Origin of the sequence: Brevundimonas aurantiaca (genome assembly GCF_904830995.1) — a bacterium.
In the GTDB taxonomy this organism is placed as follows: domain Bacteria; phylum Pseudomonadota; class Alphaproteobacteria; order Caulobacterales; family Caulobacteraceae; genus Brevundimonas; species Brevundimonas aurantiaca.
In genome coordinates this window covers 1,648,852-1,674,010 of record NZ_CAJGVD010000001.1, presented here as the reverse complement: position 1 = coordinate 1,674,010, position 25,159 = coordinate 1,648,852, and the positions used below count along the sequence as shown (strand labels likewise).

Genomic DNA, 25,159 nt, shown 5'->3' with positions numbered 1-25,159 from the left:
GATTTTAAGGCGTTCAATCCTATGTTCGAGTTCGGTCGTGATCTTCGCAAACTCTTCGCCCAGGCTCGTGAGAGCGAGGATCTGGGCTGGGTCGAACTGATCGGAGTCGATCTCCTGGCCGCCGAGGCCCGGCGCGAGGCCACCGACGCCGGCCGCGTCTCCTGCGCCCGCCCCTTCGACACCGAATTCCGCGCCGCCGCCCTGTGGCGCGAGCACGCCCGCCGCAGCGGGGCGGCCGACAGCCTGACCCGCGCCGACCGTTGCGCCGACAGCCTGGTCCGCAACGCCCAGGGCGACGACCAGGCCGCCCGCGCCGCCGGCGCCAAGGCGCAAGGGTTGATGCTGCGCTTCGACCTGTGCGGCGATCCGGCTCATCTGGACCGCGCCCTGGCCCTTGTGGCGGGGGCGGGGCGTCCGCGCCGATCCAAGACCGCCGCCGACCTGGCGGCGACCCACGCCCGGCTGAAGGCCCGCAAGGCCCGCCTGTCCGGCGATGCGAAGGCGCTGATGGACGCCGCCGCCCTGATGGATGCGGCCCAGCACGACCTGTCCGGCGAGGATGTGGACCTTCGTCTGGATCAGGCCGCCTTCGCGCTCGAGGCCGGGGTGATTCAGCGCGACCCCCGCCTGCTGGACCACGCCGGGCGCGACCTGGGCATATTGGTCGAAGGCGCCTCGCCCGATCACCGTCCCCTGACCCGGGCCCGCGCCCTGGCCATGTGCGGCGCCGGCCTGTCCGCCCTGGCGACCCTGGCCGACCACGCCGAGGCCCAGGACCAGGGCCGCTCCATGTTTGAAGCCGCCGCCGACCAGTTCACCCCCGATCACAGCCCTCTGGACTGGGCGGCGATCCAGGTTCTGCGCTCCGGCGGCGACGCCCTGCCGCTGATGGTGCTGAACCAGGCCGAAGTCCTGACCCAGGGCCAGGGGCTGATCATCGGCGCCCTGGTCCGCGAGCGCCGGCTGGCGCGCGAGATCGCCCTGGTCGAAGCCATGGAAGACCGCGCCGGCCTGGACGTGCTGGAGGATCGGCTGCGCCGTCGTCTGGCCGCCGCCGCCCCGCTCGATTGGGCGGCCGACCAGATCAGCCTGGCCGGTGTGGCCCTGGCGCGTCGGCGCCTTGGCGGCCCAGAACCGCGCCGCCTGAACCTGATCCTGAACGAGGCCGTCCTGACGGCCCGCGAAATGGGCGTCCCCGCCCTGGCCGAACGCGCGGGCCTGCTGCTGTTGCAGTCGGGCCTTTGAAGCCTCAGCCGCCCATCGCGACGAAGGGGCCGTTCAGGAAGCGGGGCTTGCCGTAGGACAGAGGCTGGCCGTCGTCGGCCAGGACGCGCCCTCCGGCGGCCTCCAGCACGGCCTGACCGGCTGCGGTGTCCCACTCCGAGGTCGGACCCGAGCGCGGATAGGCGTCGAATCGGCCCTCGGCGATCAGGCAGAACTTCAGCGAGGAGTCCGTGCCCTGCCAGCGGGTGCAGCCGTGCCGGGCGGCGAGACGCGCCGCCTCCTCATCGGTGACGCTGTGGCTCAACAGGGCCATCCCCTCGGCCGGCCGGTCGCGCACCTTGATCGGCCGCCATTCGGCGCCGGAATGGGCCTCGCCCTCCTGCTGTTCGCCGAACTGGCGACGGAAGGCGCCCTGGCCGGGGGCGCCGGTGCGCCAGGTGGTCGCCGTCGCCGGCGTCGTGACCACCCCCGCGACCGGACGGCCGGCGTGGATCAGGGCGATGTTGACGGTGAAGGCTTCGCCGCCGCGCACGAACCCCTTGGTCCCGTCCAGCGGATCGATCAGCCAGAACCAGTCCTCGGCCTGGGCCGGGGCGCCGCTTTCGGCGACGGCCTCTTCCGCCACCGTCTGGACGCCGGGATAGAGGGCGGCGAGCCGTTCCAGGATCAGGGCCTCGGCCGCGCGGTCGGCCTGGGTCACGGGGCTGTCGTCGGACTTGGTCTCGACGGCGGTGTCGCTGCGCCAATAGGGCAGGATCAGGCGGGCGGCGTCTTCGGCGATCTCGGCGATCGCCAGGGCCAGGGCGCCGGAGGCCAGATCGCGCGAGAGGGTCTTGTCGGCGGTCGCGGGGGAGGGGGAGGTCGTCATTGCGGGCTCGATAGACCATTGAGCCGGTTCCATGAACCGGCAAATCACGTCAGCTTCTCTTGCGCCTCCTGACTGTGACCTGAACGCCGACGAGAGTATGCAGGCTCAATGATCCCGACCGACGCCGAAAACGCCGCCCCGCCCGCCCTGGACCTGCCGTTCGAGGGGACGGAGCTGGCGACCTATGTGGCCGCCAAACTGTGCCACGACTTCATCAGCCCCTCGGGCGCGATCGTCTCGGGCCTGGATCTGATGAAGGACCCTTCGGCCCAGGACATGCGCGACGACGCCCTGGCCCTGATCGAACAGAGCGCCAACAAGATGGTGGCCCTGGTCCATTTCGCGCGGGTGGCCTTCGGCGCGGCGACCAGCAGCGAGCGGTTCACCGCGCGCGAGCTGCGCGATCTGGTGGTCGGCATGACGGCGGGCGGTCGCGCCTCTCTGGACTGGCGGATCGAGGAGCAGGAGTTCTCCAAGCCCCAGGCGCGGGCTCTCACCAACCTGGCCTATCTGACGGTCGGGGCTCTGCCCCTGGGCGGCAATGCGGTGATCCAGTCGCGGGTCGCACACGGCGCCCTCTTCCTTGAAGGGTTCGCCGAGGGCGCCCGGGCCCGGCTGAAGCCCGAGGCCGTCGTCGGCCTGACCGGCCGGCGCCTGACCGAGGGTCTGGCGGGCCAATGGATTCAGCCCTATTGGCTGTGGCTGACGGTCAAGGAGGCGGGCGGAACCCTGCGAGTGGCGGTGCAGGAAGAGCGGATCGCCCTGGTCGCGCGCATGCCCCACTAGGTCGCCCTGGAGGCGTTTCCCAACGACTCGTTAACTGGCGATCTGCCATATTAAGCGACGCACATCGGCCGACCGTCTCCGCCTGGGAGCCCGCCTTGAACTTCAAAACCTGCCTGATCGTCGACGACAGCCGCATCATCCGCAAGGTGGCGCGTCGGATCGTCGAAGGCTTCGGCTATGAGGTGGATGAGGCGGCGGACGGGGCCGAGGCCCTGTCCTACTGCACCGGCGTCATGCCCGACATGATCCTGGTCGATTGGAACATGCCGGTGATGGACGGGCTGACCTTTCTGCGGCGTCTGCGCGCCCTGCCTGAGGGCGGACGGCCCAAGGTGCTGTTCTGCACCATCGAAACCCGGCCCGAACGCATCGCGGAGGCTCTTGCGGCCGGCGCCGACGACTATGTGATGAAGCCGTTCGACGGCGAGATCCTTCAATCCAAGCTGACGGAGGTCGGCGCGATCGCGGCATGACTCCCGAGGACTTCGACAAGCTCCAGGGACTCTTGGCCACCCGCGCCGGCTACAGGCTGACGCGGGATCGCATGAATTTGGCCGAGCATCGGCTGGGGCCGATCGCGCGGCGCGAAGGCTACGCCAATGTCGAGGCCCTGCTGGCCAATCTGTGGGCCCATCCGGTCGCCTCCCTGGGCTGGGCGGTGATCGAGTCCCTGCTGAACCCCGAAACCTGGTTCCGCCGCGACCGCGCCCCCTTCGACGTCCTGGAACAGGAGCTTCTGCCTGCCCTGGCCAAGGCGCGGCCCGGCGGGCGGGTCAGCCTCTGGTCGGCGGGCTGCTCCACCGGGCAGGAGGCCTGGTCCATCGCCATGGCGGCCAAGGCGGCCGGCGCTGCGGCCGAGATCGTCGCCACCGACCTGTCGCAGCGTGCGATCGATAAGGCCCGTGCGGGCCTCTACACCGGTTTCGAGATTCAGCGCGGCCTGAACGCGCGGGCCATGCTGCGCTGGTTCGAACCGGACGAGGAGAACTGGCGGGTGCGTCCCGAACTGGCGGAGATCGTCCGGTTCGGCCGGGCCAATCTGCTGGACGAGCCGACGGACGAGATGCGGTTCGACGTCATCTTCTGCCGCAACGTCCTGACCCATATGGAGCCGTCGCGCCGCGCGCGGCTGCTGGACGGGCTGGAGCGCCGCCTCGTCGATGACGGCTGTCTGTTCCTGGGCCTGGATGAGCGGCTGGAGGGCGAGACGGTCGCCTTCCGCCCCGTCAGCGGCCGTCAGGGTCTCTATGTGAAGACCCCCGCCGCCGTCCGCCGCGCCGCCTGATCCGATAAGCTGATCCGATCGTCTGACCTGAGCCGGCGCCGGTAGGGCTCAGCCCGCGTGCAGCTCCTGCTTGACCCGTTCCGCCAGGGTCTTGATGTCCAGCGGCTTGGGCAGGAAGGAGACCCCCGCCTCGTCCTGCAACAGGTCCGAAAAGTCGCTCTCGGCATAGCCCGAGATGAACATGACCGGGGCGTCGCCCAGATATTTGCGCGCCTTCTTCAGCAGGGACGGGCCGTCCAGGCCGGGCATGATGACGTCGGAGATCATCATGTCGATCTGGCCGGCGTGCTCCTCGGCCAGCATCAGGGCCTCCTCGCCGTCGGCGGCCTCGATGACCTCATAGCCGCGCTGGCGCAGCAGGCGGGCGGCGATGCCGCGCACCGCGTCCTCGTCCTCGACGAACAGGATGCGCCCGGCGCCCGACAGGTCGCGCGGCGCCTTGACCTTGACCTCGACCGGCTGGACCTCGGCCAGTTCCGCCTCGCCCGCGGCGGGCAGGAAGATGCGGAAGGCGGCGCCCATGCTCATGCCGTGGGGGCCTTCGATATTGCTGACCGAGATATGGCCCCCGGCCTGCTGGGCGATGCCGTAGACGGTGGCCAGGCCCATGCCGGTGCCCTCGTTCACCGCCTTGGTGGTGAAGAAGGGCTCGAAGATCTTGTCCACCAGTTCGGGCGGCACGCCGGGGCCGGTGTCGGACACCTCGATCAGGGCCACCTCGTCGGTCGGGGCGGCGGCCCAGCCCATTTCGCGCGCCTGCTGGGCGGTCAGGCGGCGGGTGGTGATGGTCACGACGGCGTCGCCGGGTTCGACCACGCCGCGCATGGCGTCGCGGGCGTTGACCGCCAGGTTCATCACCGCCGTCTCCAGCTGGCTCTTGTCGGCCAGAACGATCGGCAGGTCCCGACCGTAGTCGGTCTCCAGCCGCACGTCCTCGCGCAGCAGCCGGCGCAGCAGTATGGCGAACTCGCCCACCAGCTCGCCCAGGTCCAGCCGTTCGCGCCGCACCGTCGACTTGCGCGAAAAGGCCAGCAGCTTCCTCACCAGGTCCGCCGCCCGGATGGCCGTCTGGCGGATCTCGTTCAGCCCCTCATAGGAGGGATCGCCGACCGGGTGCCGTTCCAGCAGGCCCGACAGCTGCAGCTGGATGGCCGTCAGCAGATTGTTGAAGTCGTGCGCCACCCCGCCCGCCAGCTGGCCCACGGCCTGCATCTTCTGGGCCTGGCTGAGCTGCAGCTCCATCGACTTCTGGGCCGAGACGTCGAACAGCCAGATGCGTTGGCGCTCGCCCTCGGGCGCCACATACAGATGCAGCATCTTGTCGGGATAGGCCCGCGCCACCAGTTCGATCGGGCCGGACGACCCGGCCGCCAGCTTGGCCCGCGCCTCGACCACGCCCGTCGGATCGAACAGATGGCCGAAGGCGGCGTCGCGCGCGGCGTTGGGTCCGGTCAGGATCGCCAGGGCCGCATTGGCCTCTTCCGCCCGGCCGGCGAACAGGTCCGAACCCGCGATGACGGCCGAGCCGAACGGGGCGCCGGCGGCCATGGCGCGGGCCTCGCCGTTCGTCCCCTGGGCCTGGGCCGGAACGGCGGCCAGCGGCAGGACCGCCTCGGGCGCGGCCCGCATCAGAAACCGGTCGGGGCCGGCCCGGCCGATCACCACCTCGAACTCGCGCGCCCCGATCTGGACGATGGCGTGGCCCGGCTCGCCCCGCCGCGCCTGGGCGAAGGCCATATAGAGGGCCTGGGCCGACTTGCCGCGGGGCAGGGCGGTGGTGGCGCCGTTGGCCTCGGCCCAGGCGCCGTTGAAGGCCAGGACCTGGCCCGTCTCCCACACCAGGGCGGCCGGCTCGGCCATGGCGTCCAGCAGTTCAACCGCCACGTCGCTGGACGGCTGGACCGTCTCGGCCCGGCGGAAACCGAACAGGGCGATCAGGGCGATCAGCCCCACGGTGACGATCAGGATCAGGCCCGGCGCCGAGGTCGGATTGGCCCGAAAGGCCGGATAGGCCAGGGCGGCGACCGTCGCCACCGCCCCGAAAGCCATCACGGCCGAGAGCAGGTCGAACGAAAGACGGCGGTTGGGCGTCATGCGGCCTCGCGAATCAGTAGGCTGATCATACGCTGAAATCGGGCGGCAAGCCTTACGGCGGCGTTACCGGCGTTTTCGCGATTGGAAGACGAAGCCGATGATCTTGGCGGCGGCCTCGAAATGCTCCTTGGGGATCACCTCGTCCACCTCGACGGTGGCGTAGAGCGCGCGCGCCAGAGGCACGTTCTCGACGATGGGCACGTCGTGTTCCTTGGCCACCTCGCGGATGCGCAGGGCCAGGGCGTCCACCCCCTTGGCGACGCAGACCGGCGCCCCGTCCCCCTGGTCCGGCTCATAGCGCAGGGCCACCGAATAGTGGGTCGGGTTGGTCACGATCACCGTGGCCTTGGGCACATTGGCCATCATCCGCTGGCGGCTGCGCTGCATGCGGATCTGCTTCAGCTTGGCCTTGACGTGCGGGTCGCCCTCGGTCTGCTTATAGTCTTCCTTCAGCTCTTCCTTGGTCATCCGCATCCGCTTGGCGAAGCGCATCTTCTGCCAGATGAAGTCGGCGCCGGCGGTGGCTCCCAGCAGGATGATGGCCGCCACGAACAGGGCCAGGGCCATGTCCCGCGCCAGGGGCAACAGGGCCAGGGGGCTCACCGTCACCAGGTTCTCGAACTCGCGCGTGTGGGGCTTCAGCACCATCCAGCACACCACGCATACGGCGATCAGCTTGATCAGGGTCTTGACGAACTGCATCAGGCCGTCAGGCCCGAAGATGCGTTTGAACCCCGACAGGGGGTTCACCGCCGACCACTGCGGCTTCAGCTTCTCGCCGGTGAAGATCAGGCCGGACTGGGCCAGATGCCCGCCCGCCCCGCCGATGATGGTGGCCAGCATGACGGCCCCCAGAAACGGGGTCATGGCCCACAGGGCGCGGGCCAACACTTGCGTCCCCGCTCCGGAATCCAGCATGCCCAGCATCTGGTGCGGGGCGGCGATGAAGGGCAGGAGCTGTTCGGCCATGGACCCGGCGAACCAGCCCCCGGCCCCCAGGATCACCGAGGCCGCCCCGGCGAGCGCCAGCACCTGACCCACGTCCTGGGACTTGGCGACATCGCCCTTCTTGCGGGCTTCCTCAAGTTTTCGGGGTGTCGCCTCTTCGGTTTTCGACTCGGGATCGGCGCCTTCAGCCACCGGCGCCTCCCATCACCCCGGCCGCGAACAGCTCGCCCAGGCGTCGATAGCGGTCGATGAAGACAGTCCCCAGCGCCCCCAGGCTGAGGGCGAAGATCGAAAGACCCAGGATCACGCTCAGGGGCGCGGCGGCGAAATAGACCTGAAACGACGGCATGACCCGCGCCACCAGACCCGAGGCCAGGTTGAAGATCAGGGCGAAGACCAGAACCGGCGCCGACAGCTGAACCCCCAACAGGAAGCTGTCCCCCACGGTCCGCACCGCCATGGCGGTGAAGTCGTTCATCATCAGCGGCTGGGCCGGGGCGATCAGCTTGTAGGAGCCGACCATGCCGGCGATGAACAGATGGTGGGTGTCTGTGGCGAAGATCAGCGTCACCCCGAACAGCATCAGAAACGAGGCGATGGTCGATCCCGGCTGGGCCTGCAGCGGATTGGCCGTCTGGGCGAAGCTGAGGGTGGTCTGCAGGGAGACGATCTCGCCCGCCGTGGTCAGGGCCGTCATCAACAGCCGCAGCAAAAGGCCGATCATCAGCCCGGTCACGACCTCGCGGATGATCCAGCCGACCATGCCGCCCAGGCCGTCGGGCAGGCCGGGCAGGCCCGCCCGCACCACGGGCCACAGGACCAGGCTGATCAACAGGGCCAGGGACAGGCGGATGCGCGGCGGCACATAGGCCTCGCCGAAGCCGGGCATGACCATCAGGATCGCCCCGATCCGGGCGAAGATCAGCCCGCCGGCCCAGACCTGGTCGGCGGTGGCCCAGCCGTCCATCAGACGCCCCGCGTCTCGGACCCGCCCACCCTACATGCCCGCGATGCGGGCGGCGATCTGGCGCATGAAGCCGCCCAACAGGGCGCCCATCAGCGGCAGGAACAGCAGCAGGGAGACGAAGATGGCGATGATCTTGGGCGCATAGATCAGGGTCTGTTCCTGAATCTGCGTCAGGGCCTGAAACAGACCGATCACCACGCCCACCACCAGGCCCACGATCAGCACCGGCAGGCACAGCTGGATCGTCAGCCAGATGGCGTCACGCCCCACATCCAGAACTTCCGCGCCGTTCATCGGCCGAGACTCCCGCAAAACACTGGGCAGAAAATGCCGGGAGGATGGTTAACGGGGAGATAACGGTGGCGGATCTCCTGAACCCCAGCCTCTCTTGTCTGTTCTATCATGGGTTGCGATATTGGGGCGCGCTGTCATCGAGGAGGGGCGATATGAAGAGGGAGGTGATCGCTCATCTGACCGAGACCTTCGAAGGTCACGCACAACAGACGGACGCGGGCGTGGACTATTGGCTTGGGCGAGACGTTCAACATCTGCTCGGATACGCCGAGTGGCGGAATTTCCAGAACGTCCTGTCAAAGGCCAAGACGGCCTGTGAGCTCTCGGGACACGAGATCGGGCACCATTTTGTTGACGTCAACAAAATGGTCGACCTGGGGTCGGGCGGGCGACGCCAGATCGATGACGTGATGCTCACACGGTTCGCATGTTATCTGGTGGCTCAGAACGGCGATTCTGCGAAACCTGAGATCGCTTTTGCGCAAAGCTACTTCGCCATTCAAACTCGTCGAGCCGAGTTGGTGGAACAGCGCATGCTCGAAGTGGAGCGTTTGCTTGCTCGCCGCAAGTTGACGCAGACGGAGAAAGAGCTGTCCGGAATTATCTATGAACAAACCGGCGAGAACCAGAACTTCGCTCTAATCCGTAGCAAGGGCGACGGCGCGTTGTTCGGCCGATCAACGCAGGCGATGAAGGCGACATGGAAGGTGCCGGACAGCCGTCCCCTCGCGGATTTTGCGCCCACCATCATCTTGAAGGCCAAGGATTTCGCGACAGAAATCACCATCTTCAACGCCCGCGCCCACGCCATGAGAACGGAAGGCGCCATTTCTTCCGAACATGTCACCAACAACAAGGCAGTCCGAAAAACCCTTTTGGACCGCGGCATTCGGCCGGAAGCCCTGCCTGCTGCGGAAGACATAAAGAAGGTTGAGCGCAGAGTGGCGTCGCACGATCGCAAGTCGCTCCAGAATCCAGATCGAATCGACGAGTAGATGGACGGCTGTTCCTGACCTTCTGCGGAAGGCGCTCCTATGGACCAGATGCGGCGCGCAACTTGGATACATCGGACAGATCGGACACATTTTTTCGCGCCCGCCGCCGATTTCCGGACACATCGGACACATCGGACACTGTTTTTCCCGGTCCGGCGTCTGACCGCGTCGCCGCAGCGTAAGGGGTAGGATTTTTGCTTTTCGTGTTCGGCTCGCTATAGGCCCTGTCATGACCGACGTCCCCCCCAAGACCGCCCGCGCCTCCCGTCTGACCCAGGCCGACGCCGAGGCGGCGGTGCGCACCCTGATCGAATGGGCGGGGGACGATCCCGACCGCGAGGGTCTCCTGGAGACCCCGGCGCGGGTGGCGCGCAGCTATCGCGAGCTGTTCTCGGGCTATGAGACCGACCCGTTGTCCTATCTGGAGAAGACCTTCGAGGAGACGGGCGGCTATGATCAGCTGGTGGTGCTGAAGGACATCCGCTTCGTCAGCTTCTGCGAACACCATATGCTGCCGGTCGTGGGTCGGGCCCATGTGGCCTATCTGCCGACCGACCGGGTGGTGGGCATCTCCAAACTGGCGCGGGTGGTGCGCGGCTTCGCCCGGCGCCTGCAGATCCAGGAGAAGATGACCGCCGAGATCGCCGAGGCCATCAATACGGTGCTGAAGCCGCACGGCGTCGGGGTGGTGATCGAGGCCGAGCACAGCTGCATGACCCTGCGCGGGGTCAATGCGCCGGGCGCCAGCCTGTCGACCAGCCATCTGATCGGCGTGGTCCGCGACGATCCGCGCACCCGCGAGGAGTTCCTGAGGCTGGTCCGGGGCTGAACCCGGCCCGTCTCTTGCGGGGGAGGGGGCCAAGGAGGCCTTCCCCGTGCCCTGGACCCTGATTTCGACCCGGAATGAGACAACCCCGATCGCTCGGGGCGGCTGGCTCGACGCCCTGCGTTTCATTGTGGCCTTCCTGATCATTCTGCACCACTTCCAGGCGGCCGGCCCGGTCCCGCTGGCTGAGGCGGTTCATCCGGTGTTCGAACGCGGCGGCTTCCTGCTGACCAACTTCTTCCTGATCGATTCCGGCTATGTGCTGATGCGGGTCTATGGGGCGGCGGTCGGCGGTGGACGGATGTCGCACGGCGACTTCGTCCTGAAGCGGGTGTTGCGGGTCGTCCCGGCCCATCTGATCCTGGGCCTGTCTCTGGTCGCCCTGGTGCTGCTCAGCGCCTCGGTCGGGATCGCGCCCCGCAATCCCGAATGGTTCCGCTGGGACCAGCTGCCGGCCCAGCTGCTGCTGGTTCAGTCCTATGGGGTGTACGGCGGCCTGGGCTGGAACGCGCCGACCTGGTCGATCTCGGCCCTGATCGGCTGCTATCTGTGCTTCCCCTGGATCCTGCGCGGCCTGACGCGGCTGGGGCCGTGGAGCGCCCTGGCCCTGGGGATCGGCGGCTATCTGGTCGCCAATCAGCTGTGCTGGAGCCTTCTGGCCTATCCCGTCTATCAGATGCCGATGGGCTACGGCTTCATCCGGGCCCTGCCCCTGTTCGTCCTGGGCATGAGCCTGGCCTGGTTCGCCCAGTCGGTGTGGATCCATCCGCGCTTCGCCGGCTGGGTCGGGGTCGCCGCCTTCTGCGGCCTGGTCGCGGCCCAGGCCTTCGGCAAGACCGCCCTGGTCTCGCTGGCGATGATCTCGCTGATCATCCTGGCCGCCGGCGCCGTGCCCGTGCGCCGCCCGTCCAGGCTGGTGGAGACCGCGGCCCTGGTCTCCTTCTCCATGTTCATCTCCAACGAGGTGGTTCGCATCGCCTGGTTCGGCGTGGTCAATGCGGCGAACACGCGCTTCGCCCTGTCCGAGCCGGTCCAGTGGGTTCTGTGGGGCTGCGGCGTCCTGGCGGCCGTGGCCTTCGCCTTCGCCTTCCACTTCGCCGTCGACGACCGGATCCAGTCGCGCGTCCGCGCCTGGCTGAAGCGCCGCCGCGGCGGACGCCGGTCCGCCCCGGTCGAGGCCGGGCCGGTCATCTCCCTGGAAGGTTGAACCCTCGGTCAGTCCTCGTCGTCATCCTCGGCGACGTCGGGGATTTCGGGCGTGACGACGGTTGGGGCGATCGTCTTGATCTCGCCCAGCTGGGCGCCGGGAAAGGCCAGCAGCACCGCCTTGATGAAGGGATCGGCCTCGATCTTCTGGCGCTCGGCGGCCCGTTCCTTCCTCTGGCGTTCGATAAGGGTGTCGCCGCCGCCCTGGCCGTTGGCGGCGATCAGCCAGGTGCGGCCGGTCCATTCCTTCAGCCGGCCGGCCAGCCGCCGGGCCAGTTCGACCGGCGCGCCCTCAACGCTCTCATAGACGATGGCGCCGGGCTTGAACGAGACGGGTTTGACGAACCGCTCCACGTCCATCTGCAGGCCGACTTCGCGCTTCTCGCCGATCAGGGCCACGACCTGTTCGAAGGTCTGGGGATCGGGCAGGGCGGGGGCCATGACCGGCCGCGCGGCCAGCTGGGCCGAGGTCCCGCCCCCGCCGCCGGAGCCGCCGCCACGCGGGGCCGATCCGCCCCCGAAGGGCTCGCCCGACTGAAGCCGCTTTAACGCCTCCTCCGGTCCCGGCAGGTCGGCGGCGTAGGCCAGGCGGACGATGGCCATCTCGACCGCATCGGCGGGATTGGGCGCGCGCCGCACCTCGTCCAGGGCCTTCAGCAGCATCTGCCAGGTGCGCGACAGGGTGGCCGCCGGAATGGCGGCGCCCAGGGCCGCCAGCTTCTGGGCCTGGTCATTGGGCAGTCGGGTCGCGTTCGGCCCCAGCATCTTGGCCACCGAGGCGGCGTGGCAGTGTTCCAAGAGGTCATTGGTCACCTGCACCGGATCGGCGCCGAAGCCGTAAAGGGTGCGGAAGCTCTCAAGGGCCTCGGGCGTGCGGCCGGCCATGACGCTCTCGAACAGGGCGATGGTCTGGCTGCGGTCGGCCAACCCCAGCATGTCGCGCACTGTCTCGGTCTTGACCACCTGTCCCCGCTCGGCCTGGACCAGGGCCTGGTCCAGCAGGGACAGGCCGTCGCGCACCGACCCTTCGGCCGCGCGCGCGATCAGGGCCAGGGCGTCCTGCTCGATCTTCATCCCCTCGCGCTCGGCGATCCGGCCCAGGTGATCGACCAGGATCTCGGGCTCGACCCGACGCAGGTCGAAGCGCTGGCAGCGGCTCAGGATCGTCACCGGCACCTTGCGGATCTCGGTGGTGGCGAAGATGAATTTGGCGTGGGGCGGCGGCTCCTCCAGCGTCTTCAGCAGGGCGTTGAAGGCCTGCGTCGACAGCATGTGGACCTCGTCCAGCACATAGACCTTGTAGCGCGCCTCGACGGGGGCGTAGCGGACGCTCTCCAGGATGTCGCGGATGTCGTTGACCCCGGTGTGGGAGGCCGCGTCCATCTCCATCACGTCCATATGCTGGCCGGCCATGATGGCGGCGTCGTGCCGGCCGTGGGCGGTCAGGGTCAGGGACGGACGGTCGATGGTCTCCGTCTCATTGTTCAGGGCGCGGGCCAGGAGGCGGGCGGTGGTCGTCTTGCCGACGCCGCGAACCCCGGTCAGCATGAAGGCGTGGGCGATCCGCCCGGTGGCGAAGGCGTTGGTGAGCGTCCTCACCATCGCCTCCTGACCGATCAGATCCTCGAAGGTGCGCGGCCGGTATTTGCGCGCCAGCACCTGATAGGCGGCGCCGTCGTCGGCCTGATCCTCGCTGACGGCGGCGACAGGCGGCGGCGCGGCCGGCGCAGGCGCAGGGACGGGCCCGGCCGCCGGGACGGGGGCGCCGAACATGTCGTCGGTGTTCTCGTCGCGCTCGACGACGTCGTCCTCTTCCCAGGGCGGGCCGTCGAGATTCGGGTCGTTGTCGCTCATGGGCGAAGTCTTACAGCGGGTGAGCGGCGGGGCGAAGGGCTTCCTTCGGACCTTCCCCCGCTTGCGCGGGAAGTGTCAGGTCGTGGCGCGCAGCGACACGCCTGACGATGGGGGAAGTCACGTGTCCTGAAGGAAAACTTCCCTCTCCGACCCTGGTCCGCTCTGCGGACGCCCGGCCACCTCTCCCGCAAGCGGGAGAGGGACGCGAACACACGCGCTCAAGCCGCGAGCGACCGCGTCGCAAGCGTTAGCGCACCAAACGCGCTCAAGCAGCGAGCCGCCGCGCGGCGAGTGTTAGCGCACAAACAAAGGAAGTAGAGACCGCGACCCGAAGGGGAATTCGTTGTGGCTGCTGCCTTCCGGCCCTGACCAGGTTGGCGAAGCCTTCGCCCGCGATCTCCAAGCGGGGATATGACGGGTGCGGCCGGCGGAATCAAGAGCTACAAGGCGGCATGGCTCATCAGAACGTCTTCTCCGGCAATCCGCTCGACCGCGCGGGCGACCTGCGCAACGACCCCGACTGGCTGGCCGAGCAGGAGGCGAACCCGGAGGCCCAGTCCATGGTGCTGTGGGAGGGGCGCCCCCTGGTCGAGGAGACGGCGGACGGGCCGCGCCTGGCCTGGCTGTCGCTGAAACACGCCCGCGACATGGTTCCGGATCGCGACGTCTTCCTGGGGCTCTGGAAGGCCGCGCCGGTCTTTGCGGTCGAGTTCGAAGGTTCGCTCGATCCGGCCGAGGGGCCGGTTCGGGGGCTGGGCGCCTTTCATGAGATGCGCGCCGCCGCAGCCATTCTTCCGGCCCAGGACGCGGCCATGGCGGGCGGGGCCAAGAGCCTGTTCGACTGGCGCCGCAAACACGGTTTCTGCGCCAATTGCGGCACGCTGAGCGAGACGGCCTCGGGCGGGTGGAAGCGGCGCTGCCCGGCCTGCGGGACCGAGCATTTCCCGCGCGTCGATCCGGTCACCATCATGCTGCCGGTCTATAAGGGCGGGGCCGAGCCGGTCTGTCTGCTGGGCCGCCAGGCGGCCTGGGCGCCGGGGCGGATGTCGGCCCTGGCCGGCTTCCTGGAGCCCGGCGAGTCGATCGAGGAGGCCTGCGCCCGCGAGGTCAAGGAAGAGGCGGGCCTGACGGTGATCGACGCCGTCTATCACTCCAGCCAGCCCTGGCCCTTCCCGTCACAGCTGATGATCGGCCTGATCGCCGAAGTCTCGGACGACCAGGCGCGGCCGGATCAGACCGAGCTGGAGAGCGTGGCCTGGCTGACGCGGGCCGAGGCGAGGGCGGTTCTGGCCGGCGCCCACCCGACCATTCAGGCCCCGCCGCCCTTCGCCATCGCCCACAGCCTGATCAAGGCCTGGGCGGAGGAGGCGTAGGGTAGAGACGTTGTCTGCCCTCAGGCCAGCGCCCGCGCCGCCTCCAGGTCGGCGGGATTGTCGACCGACAGGGGCGCCTCATCGATCACGGCGGCCCAGATCTGCATCCCCATCTCCAGGGCCCGCAGCTGTTCCAGCTTCTCGCGCTTCTCCAGCGGCGACTGGGGCGCGGCGCAGAAGCGGTTCAGGGCCGCGCGGCGATAGCCGTAGACGCCGATGTGACGCCAGATCGGCGCATCGCCATACAGGGTCGAACGGGTGAAATAGAGGGCGCGGCCCTGACGCTCGGCCTCGCCCCATTCGTTGCTTTTCAGGGCCAGGACCGCCTTGACCACATCGGGATTGGCCCGGTCCGACGGATCGGCCTCTGCGGCGACCAGGGTGGCGATGTCGCAGGCCGGCTCGCCGTGCAGCACGGCCGCGCAGGCGGTCGCCAGGCCCGGATCGGCGAAGGGCATGTCGCCCTGGACGTTGATCACGGCGTCGAAATCGCCCTCGGGGTCTATGGCGTCCACGGCGGCCCGGATGCGGTCAGAGCCGGACGGCAGGTCGGGGTCGGTCAGGATCGCCCGGCCGCCCGCCGCCTCGACCACGGCCACGATCTCGGGATCGCCGGCGGCGACGACGACCGGCAGGCCCGAGGCGGCGGCCTGTTCATAGGCCCGAACGATCATCGGCCGGCCGCCGATGTCGGCCAGGGGCTTGTTCGGCAGGCGGGTCGCGGCCATGCGAGCCGGTATCATTATCAGGGGATTCATGGGTCTGGCGGGGCCTGTCCTTGTCGAGCGGCGCCGTCGCGTTCGTCGCGCCGGTTGCGAACCCTGCGCTACCGTGCAAGACGTGATCCGGCAAGGAAGGCTTCTCTGCGCAAGACGGGGAAGTTGGGAAACCTAGGGACGGGTGAGACGACGCGCATGAGCGGCGATCTAAAGTGGAACAAGATTTTCGGCGCGGCTCTGGGGACGGCCTTCGTCATCCTGGTCGTTCAACAGGCGTCGGGCCTGATCTATCATTCCGAACCGCCGGAAAAGATGGGCTATTTCGTCGATGCGCCGGATGAGGTCGCCGGCGCCGAACAGGCCGAGCTGCCGCCGGACTGGGGCACGGTCCTGCCGACCGCCGACCTGGCCGCCGGCGAGGCCGCCTTCGCCCGTTGCCAGGCCTGCCACAACGCGACGCAGGGCGGGGCGGACGGCATCGGCCCGAATCTGTACGGGGTGGTGGGCGGCCCGGTCATGCACCGCGCCGGCTTCGCCTATTCGGACGCCATGGCCAAGCACAAGGCCGAGGCGCCGACCTGGGGCTATGACCAGCTGAACAGCTTCATCACCGCCCCCGCCCGCTATGTGCCCGGCACCAAGATGTCCTTCGCCGGCATCCGCGACACCCAGACCCGGATCAATCTGATCGCCTGGCTGCGCAGCCAGGGCTCGAGCGGCTTCGCCATCCCCGCGCCCGATCCGGCCCGCCAGCCTGGCGCCGCCGCCCCCGCCGAGGGTGAAGCCGCCCCCGCCGAGGGCGCCCCCGCCACCGAGGCGACGGGCGAGGCCCCCGCCGTCGGCGAACCGGCGACCACCCAGGCGACCCCGGCCGCGCCGCCCGCCGCCACCAGCCCGGCGCCGCCGAGCAGCTGATCGCGCGCCCGACGGGCCGCCCTCATCGATCTTCGCCCGGCGTCTTCGGATCCCGGGCGTTTTTCGTTTCTAACGAAGCGGTCGATCTTAAGGGCGCCGGTCGGGCGGTCGCCCCGAACGCCCAGTCGAAACGCCATGAGGTGGCCTTTGGCGAACAAGTTTGAAAAGCAAACAAGTCTGTGCAATACGTCTCTCGAACGGGGAGACGAGGATCATGACCGCAGACGACATCAAGACGGGCGAGCGCCTTCACGGCCTGGACGCCCTACGGGGCGCCGCCCTGCTCCTGGGTTTGGTGCTCCACGGCGCCATGGCCTTCTTTCCGACGCCGATCTGGGTGGTGGTCGACGATCAGCGGTCGGTCTGGGCCAGCGGCCTTTTCTTCGCCATTCACCTGTTTCGGATGGCGACCTTCTTTCTGATTGCGGGTCTGTTCGCCCATATGATGCTGGCGCGGCGGGGGCTGGTGCGGTTCGGGATCAACCGGCTGACGCGGATTGCGGGACCGCTGGCGGTCTTCTGGGGGCCGTCGCTGACGGCCATTGTCGCGGTCCTGATCTGGAATGCGGGCCTACATGGCCTGACGGCGGCCGATGCGCCGCCGCCTCCGACCTATGACTGGACCAATCTGCCGTTGACCCATCTGTGGTTCCTGTGGGTCCTGCTGATCTTCTATGTCGGCCTGATCTTCGTGCGGGCGCCGTTCGCGGCCCTGGACCGGCAGGGCGGCTGGGGGCGGGCGGTGGTGGATCGCGCGACGGCGTTGCTGGTTCAGCCGGGCGGCGCCGTCGTCCTGGGCGCGCCCCTGGCCCTGGCCCTGTGGCTGCATCCGAACTGGGTCGCCTTCTTCGGCGTGCCGACGCCCGACGCGGGCCTGATCCCCAACACCCCGGCCCTGGTCGGGTTCGGACTGGCCTTCGGCCTGGGCGCCCTGCTGGACCGGCGCCGCGACCTGCTCGAGCGGATCGCGGCGCGGTGGCCGCTTCATCTCGGCCTCGCCCTGGCGGCAGGCGCGACGGCCCTGGCTCTGGCGGGCGGTCCCAATCCCAGGTTGGAGCCTATCACCGATCCGGCGATCAAGGCGGCGACGGCGGGCGCCTTCGGGGTCGCCGTCTACGCCTCCAGCCTGGCGGCGGTCGCCTTGGCCGTTCGGTTCTGCTCGGGCCACAGCGCGGTGCGGCGCTATTTCGCCGATGCGGCCTATTGGATCTATATCGTCCATCTGCCGCTGGTGATGGTCGGTCAGGTGCTGGTGCAGGACTGGAGCCTAGCCTGGCCGGTCAAACTGGCCTTGATCGTCGGCGGAGCGCTGGCGGCGTCGATCGCCGGCTATGAGCTGCTGATCCGCCACAGCTTCATGGGCCGCTGGCTGAACGGCCGCCGGGTTCCGTGGCGGCGTCGCCCGGCCGCCTCAGCCCCGTCGCCCGCCGAATAGCTTGCCAACCCCCGTCGCCGCGTCCATCCGAAGGACGCGCAAGCCGCAGAGGAATCATCGATGAACGACACGTCCCGCAGCTCGCCCGAAGCCGACCTGGCCTTCCTTCGATCGATCGTCCAGGGCGGGGGCGATCCGAGAGCCACACTGACCTTGGGCGTCCTCTATCTGGCCGGCGGCCTGCTGTACGGGCTGCAGTGCCTGTTTCACCTCGGACAGGCGGCGGGGGTGATCCGCTGGTCCGGGCCGATCAGCCTGGCCTTCGTCACAGGCGTGACCGTCGCCTTCCTGCTGGTGATGGCCTGGGCCATCCGGGAGGACCGCAAGCGGCCCAAGGCCAGCCCCGTCGTCACCCGCACCCTGAACGCCGCCTTCAGCGGGGCGGGCATGGCCAATCTGGCCATCGTCATCGTCTTCGGCTTCGGCTCGGCGCGAGACCAGGACTTCGCCGTCTGGCTCTATTATCCGGCGATGATCTTCGCGCTCCAGTCGGCCGCCTGGTATGTGGCCTGGACGCTGAAGAAGAAGGGCTGGATGCTGGCGGCGTCGATCGGGGGATGGGCGACGGCGGTGGCCCTGGGGCTGTTGGTCCGCGAGCCCCTGGCCTATCTGCTCGTCGCGACGGCGGCTCTGTTCCTGCTGTTCGCCGGGCCGGGCTGGATCATCACCCGCGAAGCCTTGAAGGCCCGCCCCGCTGCGGACGCCGTCTGACCCATGGGGCTGAACGACCTGGGGCGAATCGACGAGGTCATCCACGGCCGGATGCGGCTGGGGATCATGGTCTATCTGGCCGACGTCGAGGCCGCCGACTTCACCGAGCTAAAGACGGTGCTGGAGGCGACCCAGGGCAATCTGTCGGTGCATCTGAAGAAGCTGGAGGAGGCGGGCTATGTCGCCATCTCCAAGAGCTTCGTGAACAACAAGCCCCTGACGCGGGCGGCGATCACGCTTGAAGGGCGCAAGGCCTTCGACGCCTATCTGGAGGCTCTGGGCGGACTGATCGGGAGGAAGGCGTGACGGTCAAGGTCATGGGCATCGTCAATGTCACGCCCGACAGCTTCTCGGACGGGGGGCGCTGGGCGTCGACCGAGGCGGCGGCAGGCCAGGCGATGCGGCTGGTCGAGCAGGGGGCCGAGGTGCTGGACGTCGGGGGCGAGAGCACCCGGCCGGGCGCCGAGCCGGTCAGCGAGGCCGAGGAGATCGACCGGGTCGTTCCGGTGATCGAGGCCGTTCGCGCCCGCTGGGGCGGCCCGATCAGCGTCGATACGATGAAGCCGGCCGTGGCCCGCGCGGCCGTCGCGGCCGGGGCGACGATGTGGAACGATGTGACCGCCCTGAGCCATGCGCCGGACAGCGCAGCCGTCGCGGCCGAGCTGGGGTGCGAGGTGGTGCTGATGCACATGAGGGGCGAACCCCGGACCATGCAGGCCGATCCCCAGTATGAGGACGTGGTCGCCGAGGTGCGGGCCTATCTGCTGGGCCGGGCCGAGGCGGCGACGGCGGCGGGGGTGGCGCGCGCGCGGATCTGGCTGGACCCGGGCATCGGCTTCGGCAAGACCCCGGCGCACAACATGGCCCTGACGGCGCGGCTGGGCGAGCTGGTCGCCCTGGGCTTTCCGGTGCTTTACGCCGCCAGCCGCAAGCGGACGATCCAGGCCGTCGATCCGACGGCGGTGGAGGCGACCGACCGGCTGGGCGGCTCCCTGGCCCTGGCCCTGGAGGGGGCGCGGCGCGGGGCGCGGATGGTGCGGGTCCATGACGTGCGCGAGACGGTTCAGGCGCTGAAGCTTCAGGCGGCGGTGGCGGCGGCGGAGTGACACGCTTGCCCCCGGCGACGGCCTGGGCCATCTGGTCCCCATGTCCTGGGTGATGTCGATCAATCCGTGGGCGACGCTGGTCGTCGCCGGCCTGCTGGAAGTGCTGTGGGCGTCCGGCCTCAAGAACGTCAGCCTGCAAAGGCCGCTGACCTCGCTGGGGGTGCTGATCGCCCTGGCGGCCAGCATGGTCCTGCTGTGGGTGGCGACCCAGAGGCTGCCGATCGGCACGGCCTATGCGGTTTGGACCGGGATCGGGGCGGTGGGCGCGGCCCTGGTCGGGATCGTCGTCTATGGCGAGCCGGCGACGGCGGTGCGGGCGGTGTGCATCCTGCTGATCGTGGCCGGGATCGTGGGCTTAAAGCTGTTCTCGGGGGCGCACTGATGAGCCTCGCTCAAGCAGACGCCCCCCGCGCGGGCGGCGGTAGCGAAAGAAGAATGGGCAGGGTCCTGATCCTGGCGGGGTCGGACAGCGGCGGGGGCGCGGGGGTCCAGGCCGACATCAAGGCGGTGACGATGATGGGCGGGTTCGCCGCCACGGCGATCACGGCGATCACCGTCCAGAACACCCTGGGGGTTCACGGCGTCCATCCCCTGCCGCTGGAGGTCATCACGGCCCAGGCGCGGGCGGTGCTGGAGGACATCGGGACCGACGCGGTCAAGACCGGCATGCTGGGCTCGGTCGAGGTGGTCGAGACGGTTGCGGGCCTGCTGGACGAGGCCGAGGCCCCGGCCGTGGTCGATCCGGTCATGGTGGCCAAGGGCGGCCATCCCCTGCTGCCCGATGCGGCGGTGGAGGCGGTTCGGAGCCTGATGATCCCGCGCGCGGCCCTTCTGACCCCCAATGCGCCCGAGGCCGAGGCCCTGACCGGGCTTGAGGTGCGCGACATCGACGGCCAGAGGCGGGCGGGCGAGGCCCTGCTGAACCTGGGCGCCAAGGCCGTGCTGATGAAGGGCGGCCATGTGGACGGGCCGACGGTGATCGACCTCTTGATGACGGCCGACGGAGAGACGGTGCTGGAGGCCGAGCGGATCGACACCCGCCACACCCACGGCACCGGCTGCACCCTGGCCAGCGCGTGCGCGGCCGGCCTGGCCCTGGGGCGGCCGCTGGAGGTCGCGGTCGCCGAAGCCTGGGCCTATGTCGGCGAGGCGATCCGGCGGGCGCCCGGCCTGGGCGGCGGACACGGGCCGCTGGATCACGGCTGGCCCGTGCGGGGCTGAGGCGGCGGTCCGTCGGACGCTGAAAAAAGGGTGTCCGATGTGTCCGATCTGTCCGACGGCCATTGATTTCACAAAGAAAATGGGCGGGCTCCGATCGGACTGTCCGGCGGGGCCACGTTCTGCGCGCGTTGCGATGTCAAAGACCGGAACGCCAATATAGGGCCGCGCGGAAGGGCGCCGGCTGTTTTGACGGGTGAAGCCCTAAGCCTTTGAACCTTTTCGGGCTCGCCTCGACAATCGCGCGCGTAACGGGCGGCGGGCATGGTCCGCCGTTGCGAGGCGGGCCTCCGTTGCGTTCGTCATCCTCGCCCTTGTGGCGAGGATCCAGACGCCCGGTGTTTCCGCAAGGTGCGCCGTCTTTGGCGCCCGGAGTCTGGATCCTGGGGACAAGACCCAGGATGACGGGACGTGCGGGGGCGCGCATCTGGGGATGAAGGCGGACGGCCTCTCCCGCAGGACGGATGGGAAGGGTAAGGGAGGCGGATGAACGCCCCCCTGAGCCAGAAGCTGATCGACATCGTCCGCGCCGATCCCGGCCTGATGCACGTTTTGCGGACGGTGCGGGGGCTGGGCCTGCCCGACTGGCGGCTGGTGTCGGGCGCCGTCTATCAGGCGGTATGGAACGCCAGGACGGGACGGCCGTCGGGATACGGGATCAAGGACTATGACCTGGCCTATTTCGACGGATCGGACCTGTCCTATGAGGCCGAGGACGAGGTGATCAAACGGGTCGCCGCCGCCTTTGACGAACCCTTCCGCAGCCAGGTCGAGGTGCGCAACCAGGCGCGGGTGCATCTGTGGTTCGAAAACCGGTTCGGCGAGCCCTATGAGGCTCTGCATTCGACCGACGAGGCCCTGAGCCGGTTCGTGGCCCCCGCCTTCGCCGTCGGGGTGCGGCTGGAGGCGGACGATGCGATCACCATGGCGGCGCCGTTCGGACTGGAGGATGTGTTCGCCATGGTCGTGCGGCCCAATCCGAACCGGCCGGTGGCCAAGGGCTGGGCCAGGACTGTCGAGAATGCGCGGGGGCGGTGGCCGGAGTTGACGGTGGCGGAGGCGGGATAGGCCCCGCTTAGGCCGCGATCGGCTCAAGCTTCCGAATCCCGGCGGTGATTTCCCGCTTCTTCGAGCGCGCCTGGGCCAGATCATATTCGTTTTGAGCGTTGGTCAGCATTTCCGCAGACACGCCCGTCAAGGCTTCGATCTTGAGCGCCATTTCATGCGTCAGGGCGCGCTTGCCGTTGAGCATGTTGTTGAAGCCGGGACGGGCGACGTTCAGCGCTTCAGCCGCACTGACGATGGTCAGACCGAAAGCCGGAAGGATGTGGTCCCGAATGATCTCTCCGGGGTGGACCGGAGCGTTCATCTTGGTCATGGCGCTTGCTCTAAATGCGTTGGTTGGGCTGTTGGTTTGAACCGTCGCCGGTTTCCGTTGTATCGTTAAAGGATACATCTGTCCCGATGGCGTCGTCAACTTTAAAGAGCCTCGGCTCCAACGGCCGCCTGAAAACCTTTCAACCCGCACGAAGAACGACTTTTGAGGTCGAGGGCCGCGCCGTGCATCGACCTAATGATAATCTTCCAAATCAACGTCCGAAATCGCGTTGGTCTCGCTGTCCACCCAAAAGGTCAGTCGGTAGTTGCCCGTCACCCACATGGACCATTTGCCCGGCTGTTTCGGTTTGAGTTCATGAACCTTCCACATGCCCATGGAGGCGATCTGGTGGATGTTGGAGGCGGACTGAAGCAGGGTGAGTTGGTCTCTCAGCTTCTTGGTCAATTCAGCGGGAACGCCTTTGACGGCGGCGCCCTTTTCCGCCTGGTAAAGGGCCTTCAGGCCCTTGCTCTTGAAGTTCTTGATCTCCACGCGGGGTCTCCATGGCAGGCCAAAAGTATCCCATAAGGATACATCTCTTGCAAGGGCTTGTGCTTCCTTTGGCGAGCGTGGGTGTAGATCCCTAGTCGTTGATAGTCCTGCCATCCAGAAGCGCCCCGTCGCCGTATCAGGCCCATGACCCTGACCGACGTCCTCCTCCTCCTGGCCCAGAACCTGGTCCTGATCGTCGCCGTGATGCTGGGGCTATGGCTGGTCGCTCTGAGGCTGAAGGACGTCAGTTTCGTCGATGCGGTCTGGCCCTTGGGCATGTTGCTGCTGGCCCTGGTGACCCTGCCGCGGACCGACGGCGATCCGACGCGCAAGATACTGCTGGTCGTGATCTGCGCAGTCTGGGCGCTGCGGCTGGGGCTGCATCTGTTCGGGCGGTGGCGGGCCAGCGGGGCGGACGGCCGCTATGTGCAGATCGTCGAGGATCAGGAACGGAACAAGGGCTGGTCCTTCGCCAAGACGGCCCTGCTGTTCGTCTTTCTGCCCCAGGCCTTTCTGGCCTGGCTGACGGCCCTGCCGGTGCAGCTGGGCCAGGTCGCCGACGCGCCGGCGGCGGGGGGGCTCGCCCTGATCGGGGCGGGGCTGGCCCTGGCGGGGATCGTCATCGAAAGCACGGGTGACGCCCAGCTGGCGGCCTTCAGAAGCGATCCGGCCAATAAGGGCAAGGTGCTGGACACCGGCCTGTGGCGCTATACGCGCCATCCGAACTATTTCGGCGACGCCTGCGTCTGGTGGGGGCTGTGGCTGATCGCGGCCGAGACGGGCGTGGGCCTGTGGTCCATCGCCGGGCCGATCTTCCTGACCTTCACCCTGACGCGCTGGTCGGGGATCGGGATTACCGAAAAGGCGATCAACCGGTCGCGGCCGGGCTATGCGGACTATGTGAAGCGGACGAGTGCGTTTGTGCCGTGGCCGCCCTCCCGTCATCCTCGGGCTTGACCCGAGGATCAGATGATCCGTCGCTGGTGCGAACGGGCGAAGCACAGACCGCCCCGCGCCCGGTCCTCGGGTCAAGCCCGAGGATGACGGACGGGGGGCGGGGCGACGGATCGCCTAGACGCCGACCTTAGTTGGTGGTCGGGGTGTTGTGGGTGGTCATGCCGCCGTCGGCGTTGCCGCCCTGTTGCTCGATCTGATCGGCGCGGCGGTCGGCGTTGTCCTCGACCTGGTCGGCCTGGCGGTTCAGGGCGTCCTTCTGAGCGTCGGTCGGGGCGGCGTCGGCCTGGGCCTCCAGCTGGTCGGCGCGGGCTTCGCCCTGGGCCTCGACGGCGTCGGCGCGGTTTTCGGCGGCCTTGTCGGCGGCGCTTTCACCGCAGGCGGCGAGGCCCGACAGGACGAACAGGGAGGCGGCGGCGACAGCGATCTTTTTCATGACGTTTCCTTCCATTGTGGAGGCAGGGAAACGTCACGGCGGCGGTTCAGTTCACGCCGCCGTGAGCTTTTCGTGATCTCAGCCCTCGGCCTCGGCGAAGGCGACCCGCGCGGCGCCCAGGAGGGCGGCGTGTTTGTGCATGATCACCTTGGTCGGGATCTCCTGCATATATTCCTTGAACCGGCCCTTGCGCTCGAATCTCTGGCGGAAGGGGCTGGCCTTGATGAAGGGCAGGATGCGCGGGACGATGCCCCCGGCGATATAGACGCCGCCGCGCGCGCCGGTGGTCAGGGCGATGTCGCCGGCGACCGCGCCCAGGATGGCGCAGAAGCGGGCCAGGGTGGCGCCGCAGGGGCTGTTCGGATCGGCCAGGGCGGTCTGGGTGATCTGGGCGGGGTCGTCGATATGGGTCTCGCGCCCGTCGATCTCGGCCAGGGCCCGGTGCATGTTCAACAGGCCGGGGCCGCAGATCAGACGCTCGATCGAGACGCGGTCATAGCGGCGGCGCAGGATGCGCAGGATCTCGTCCTCGACCGGGTCTCCGGGCGGGAAACAGGCGTGGCCCCCTTCGGACGGCATGGCCATCTCCTTGCCGTGGGCGTCGCGCACCAGGGCCGAGACGCCGAAGCCGGTGCCGGGGCCCAGGACGGCGACGGTGGAATGCGGGTCGCCGTCGACGGGGCCGCCCAGGCTTTCCAACTGGTCTTCCGGCACGATGGGGGCGCCCCAGGCCAGGGCCTCGAAATCGTTGATCAGCTTGACCGGCGAAAGACCCAGGGTAGACAGCTCGCTTTCCGACACCTGCCAGGGCGAGTTGGTCAGGTCGATGGCGCCGTCGGTGACGGGGCCGGCCACGGCGATGACGCCGCCGGTCGGCTTGACCTCGCAGCCGTCGATGAAGGCGGCGACCCCTTCCAGGAAGGTCGGATAGGTTTCGGCCGGGAAGCTCTCGTGGTGGTCCAGCACGGGCTTGCCGTCCACCATGCGGGCCACGGCGAAACGGGCGTTGGTGCCGCCGACGTCTCCGACGAGGAGGGTCTTGTCAGTCATAGGGTCGTTTCCTGCAGTCGGTGCG

28 protein-coding genes and 1 other RNA gene are annotated in these 25,159 nt (G+C 68.6%); 17 read left to right on the top strand and 12 right to left on the bottom strand.

Translation table 11 applies throughout. The annotated features are described in order from the left end of the window. Window positions 1-21: 21 nt before the first annotated feature. Entirely contained in the window at window positions 22-1,245 is a 1,224-nt protein-coding gene (locus JMT67_RS08315; protein WP_054764011.1) for a hypothetical protein, read from the top strand. A 4-nt stretch (window positions 1,246-1,249) separates the two neighbouring features. On the opposite strand, the gene cysQ is transcribed toward JMT67_RS08315, so the two are convergent. Beyond that, window positions 1,250-2,092, bottom strand: a complete 843-nt coding sequence (gene cysQ / locus JMT67_RS08310) for a 3'(2'),5'-bisphosphate nucleotidase CysQ (protein ID WP_201463204.1) — start codon at window positions 2,090-2,092, stop codon at window positions 1,250-1,252. Between the two features lie 108 nt (window positions 2,093-2,200). Here cysQ and chpT point away from each other — a divergent pair, with 108 nt between their 5' ends. The 3 genes from chpT (at window position 2,201) to JMT67_RS08295 (ending at window position 4,163) form a co-directional block, all read left to right on the top strand. Continuing rightward, a complete protein-coding gene (chpT, locus tag JMT67_RS08305; protein ID WP_201463203.1) occupies window positions 2,201-2,878 on the top strand; it encodes a histidine phosphotransferase ChpT in 678 nt (225 codons plus the stop codon). A 95-nt stretch (window positions 2,879-2,973) separates the two neighbouring features. Continuing rightward, a complete protein-coding gene (locus JMT67_RS08300) occupies window positions 2,974-3,351 on the top strand; it encodes a response regulator (RefSeq protein ID WP_182714674.1) in 378 nt (125 codons plus the stop codon). Next, window positions 3,348-4,163, top strand: coding sequence for a CheR family methyltransferase (locus JMT67_RS08295; protein ID WP_201463202.1), 816 nt, complete (start codon window positions 3,348-3,350; stop codon window positions 4,161-4,163). Before JMT67_RS08300 ends, JMT67_RS08295 begins: the two co-directional genes overlap by 4 nt. A 48-nt stretch (window positions 4,164-4,211) precedes the next feature. Here the strand turns inward: JMT67_RS08295 and cckA are convergent, their stop codons facing one another. The 4 genes from cckA to fliQ all read right to left on the bottom strand — a co-directional run bounded on the left by cckA (window position 4,212) and on the right by fliQ (window position 8,466). Further along, window positions 4,212-6,257: a cell cycle histidine kinase CckA gene (gene cckA / locus JMT67_RS08290; RefSeq protein WP_201463201.1), complete on the bottom strand. Its 2,046-nt coding sequence runs from the start codon at window positions 6,255-6,257 to the stop codon at window positions 4,212-4,214. Between the two features lie 63 nt (window positions 6,258-6,320). Continuing rightward, window positions 6,321-7,397, bottom strand: coding sequence for a flagellar biosynthesis protein FlhB (flhB, locus tag JMT67_RS08285; RefSeq protein ID WP_054764005.1), 1,077 nt, complete (start codon window positions 7,395-7,397; stop codon window positions 6,321-6,323). Beyond that, window positions 7,390-8,172: a flagellar biosynthetic protein FliR gene (gene fliR / locus JMT67_RS08280; RefSeq protein ID WP_201463200.1), complete on the bottom strand. Its 783-nt coding sequence runs from the start codon at window positions 8,170-8,172 to the stop codon at window positions 7,390-7,392. The genes flhB and fliR overlap by 8 nt, the downstream gene beginning before the upstream one ends. 30 nt (window positions 8,173-8,202) lie before the next feature. Beyond that, window positions 8,203-8,466, bottom strand: a complete 264-nt coding sequence (gene fliQ / locus JMT67_RS08275) for a flagellar biosynthesis protein FliQ (protein WP_054764003.1) — start codon at window positions 8,464-8,466, stop codon at window positions 8,203-8,205. A gap of 152 nt (window positions 8,467-8,618) precedes the next feature. On the opposite strand from fliQ, the gene dinD reads away from it, so the two are divergent. The 3 genes from dinD to JMT67_RS08260 all read left to right on the top strand — a co-directional run bounded on the left by dinD (window position 8,619) and on the right by JMT67_RS08260 (window position 11,494). Then, entirely contained in the window at window positions 8,619-9,461 is an 843-nt protein-coding gene (gene dinD, locus JMT67_RS08270; protein WP_152948940.1) for a DNA damage-inducible protein D, read from the top strand. Window positions 9,462-9,690: 229 nt separating this feature from the next. Further along, window positions 9,691-10,290 (top strand): GTP cyclohydrolase I FolE, encoded by a 600-nt coding sequence (gene folE / locus JMT67_RS08265; protein ID WP_152948939.1) that lies wholly within the window; start codon window positions 9,691-9,693, stop codon window positions 10,288-10,290. 46 nt (window positions 10,291-10,336) lie between these two features. Beyond that, window positions 10,337-11,494 carry an acyltransferase family protein gene (locus JMT67_RS08260; protein WP_201463199.1) on the top strand — a complete coding sequence of 386 codons (1,158 nt, stop codon included), beginning with the start codon at window positions 10,337-10,339 and terminating at the stop codon, window positions 11,492-11,494. 8 nt (window positions 11,495-11,502) lie between these two features. Here the strand turns inward: JMT67_RS08260 and JMT67_RS08255 are convergent, their stop codons facing one another. After that, window positions 11,503-13,347, bottom strand: a complete 1,845-nt coding sequence (locus tag JMT67_RS08255) for a DNA polymerase III subunit gamma/tau (RefSeq protein WP_201463198.1) — start codon at window positions 13,345-13,347, stop codon at window positions 11,503-11,505. 309 nt (window positions 13,348-13,656) lie between these two features. Further along, an RNA gene (ffs, locus tag JMT67_RS08250) (signal recognition particle sRNA small type) lies at window positions 13,657-13,752 on the bottom strand. Between the two features lie 47 nt (window positions 13,753-13,799). On the opposite strand from ffs, the gene nudC reads away from it, so the two are divergent. After that, window positions 13,800-14,720, top strand: a complete 921-nt coding sequence (gene nudC / locus JMT67_RS08245) for an NAD(+) diphosphatase (protein WP_201463197.1) — start codon at window positions 13,800-13,802, stop codon at window positions 14,718-14,720. Between the two features lie 20 nt (window positions 14,721-14,740). Here the strand turns inward: nudC and JMT67_RS08240 are convergent, their stop codons facing one another. After that, complete coding sequence (locus tag JMT67_RS08240; RefSeq protein ID WP_201463196.1) at window positions 14,741-15,478, bottom strand: 3-deoxy-manno-octulosonate cytidylyltransferase; 738 nt, start codon at window positions 15,476-15,478, stop codon at window positions 14,741-14,743. 156 nt (window positions 15,479-15,634) lie between these two features. Between JMT67_RS08240 and JMT67_RS08235 the strand changes: the two genes are divergently transcribed. From JMT67_RS08235 to JMT67_RS08200, 8 genes are all read left to right on the top strand, one after another. After that, entirely contained in the window at window positions 15,635-16,354 is a 720-nt protein-coding gene (locus tag JMT67_RS08235) for a c-type cytochrome (RefSeq protein ID WP_201463195.1), read from the top strand. Between the two features lie 214 nt (window positions 16,355-16,568). Further along, complete coding sequence (locus JMT67_RS08230; protein WP_201463194.1) at window positions 16,569-17,789, top strand: acyltransferase family protein; 1,221 nt, start codon at window positions 16,569-16,571, stop codon at window positions 17,787-17,789. Between the two features lie 60 nt (window positions 17,790-17,849). Then, complete coding sequence (locus tag JMT67_RS08225) at window positions 17,850-18,500, top strand: hypothetical protein (RefSeq protein ID WP_201463193.1); 651 nt, start codon at window positions 17,850-17,852, stop codon at window positions 18,498-18,500. A gap of 3 nt (window positions 18,501-18,503) precedes the next feature. Then, complete coding sequence (locus JMT67_RS08220; RefSeq protein ID WP_054763993.1) at window positions 18,504-18,806, top strand: winged helix-turn-helix domain-containing protein; 303 nt, start codon at window positions 18,504-18,506, stop codon at window positions 18,804-18,806. An 11-nt stretch (window positions 18,807-18,817) separates the two neighbouring features. Then, window positions 18,818-19,606, top strand: coding sequence for a dihydropteroate synthase (gene folP / locus JMT67_RS08215; RefSeq protein WP_201464013.1), 789 nt, complete (start codon window positions 18,818-18,820; stop codon window positions 19,604-19,606). A 40-nt stretch (window positions 19,607-19,646) separates the two neighbouring features. Further along, a complete protein-coding gene (locus tag JMT67_RS08210; protein ID WP_201463192.1) occupies window positions 19,647-19,988 on the top strand; it encodes a DMT family transporter in 342 nt (113 codons plus the stop codon). Window positions 19,989-20,041: 53 nt separating this feature from the next. After that, window positions 20,042-20,827, top strand: a complete 786-nt coding sequence (thiD, locus tag JMT67_RS08205) for a bifunctional hydroxymethylpyrimidine kinase/phosphomethylpyrimidine kinase (protein ID WP_201463191.1) — start codon at window positions 20,042-20,044, stop codon at window positions 20,825-20,827. Between the two features lie 483 nt (window positions 20,828-21,310). Next, window positions 21,311-21,892 (top strand): nucleotidyltransferase family protein, encoded by a 582-nt coding sequence (locus tag JMT67_RS08200; RefSeq protein ID WP_201463190.1) that lies wholly within the window; start codon window positions 21,311-21,313, stop codon window positions 21,890-21,892. Window positions 21,893-21,899: 7 nt separating this feature from the next. Here the strand turns inward: JMT67_RS08200 and JMT67_RS08195 are convergent, their stop codons facing one another. Together JMT67_RS08195 and JMT67_RS08190 are read right to left on the bottom strand one after the other, a co-directional pair. Then, window positions 21,900-22,202, bottom strand: a complete 303-nt coding sequence (locus tag JMT67_RS08195; RefSeq protein WP_201463189.1) for a HigA family addiction module antitoxin — start codon at window positions 22,200-22,202, stop codon at window positions 21,900-21,902. A gap of 192 nt (window positions 22,203-22,394) precedes the next feature. Then, a complete protein-coding gene (locus JMT67_RS08190) occupies window positions 22,395-22,694 on the bottom strand; it encodes a type II toxin-antitoxin system RelE/ParE family toxin (RefSeq protein ID WP_201463188.1) in 300 nt (99 codons plus the stop codon). A 144-nt stretch (window positions 22,695-22,838) separates the two neighbouring features. On the opposite strand from JMT67_RS08190, the gene JMT67_RS08185 reads away from it, so the two are divergent. Then, window positions 22,839-23,651: a DUF1295 domain-containing protein gene (locus JMT67_RS08185; protein ID WP_201463187.1), complete on the top strand. Its 813-nt coding sequence runs from the start codon at window positions 22,839-22,841 to the stop codon at window positions 23,649-23,651. 127 nt (window positions 23,652-23,778) lie between these two features. Here JMT67_RS08185 and JMT67_RS08180 read toward each other — a convergent pair whose 3' ends face one another. Both JMT67_RS08180 and glk read right to left on the bottom strand, forming a co-directional pair. Next, window positions 23,779-24,084, bottom strand: coding sequence for a hypothetical protein (locus JMT67_RS08180; RefSeq protein ID WP_201463186.1), 306 nt, complete (start codon window positions 24,082-24,084; stop codon window positions 23,779-23,781). A 78-nt stretch (window positions 24,085-24,162) separates the two neighbouring features. Continuing rightward, a complete protein-coding gene (gene glk, locus JMT67_RS08175; protein WP_201463185.1) occupies window positions 24,163-25,134 on the bottom strand; it encodes a glucokinase in 972 nt (323 codons plus the stop codon). Window positions 25,135-25,159: the final 25 nt, after the last annotated feature.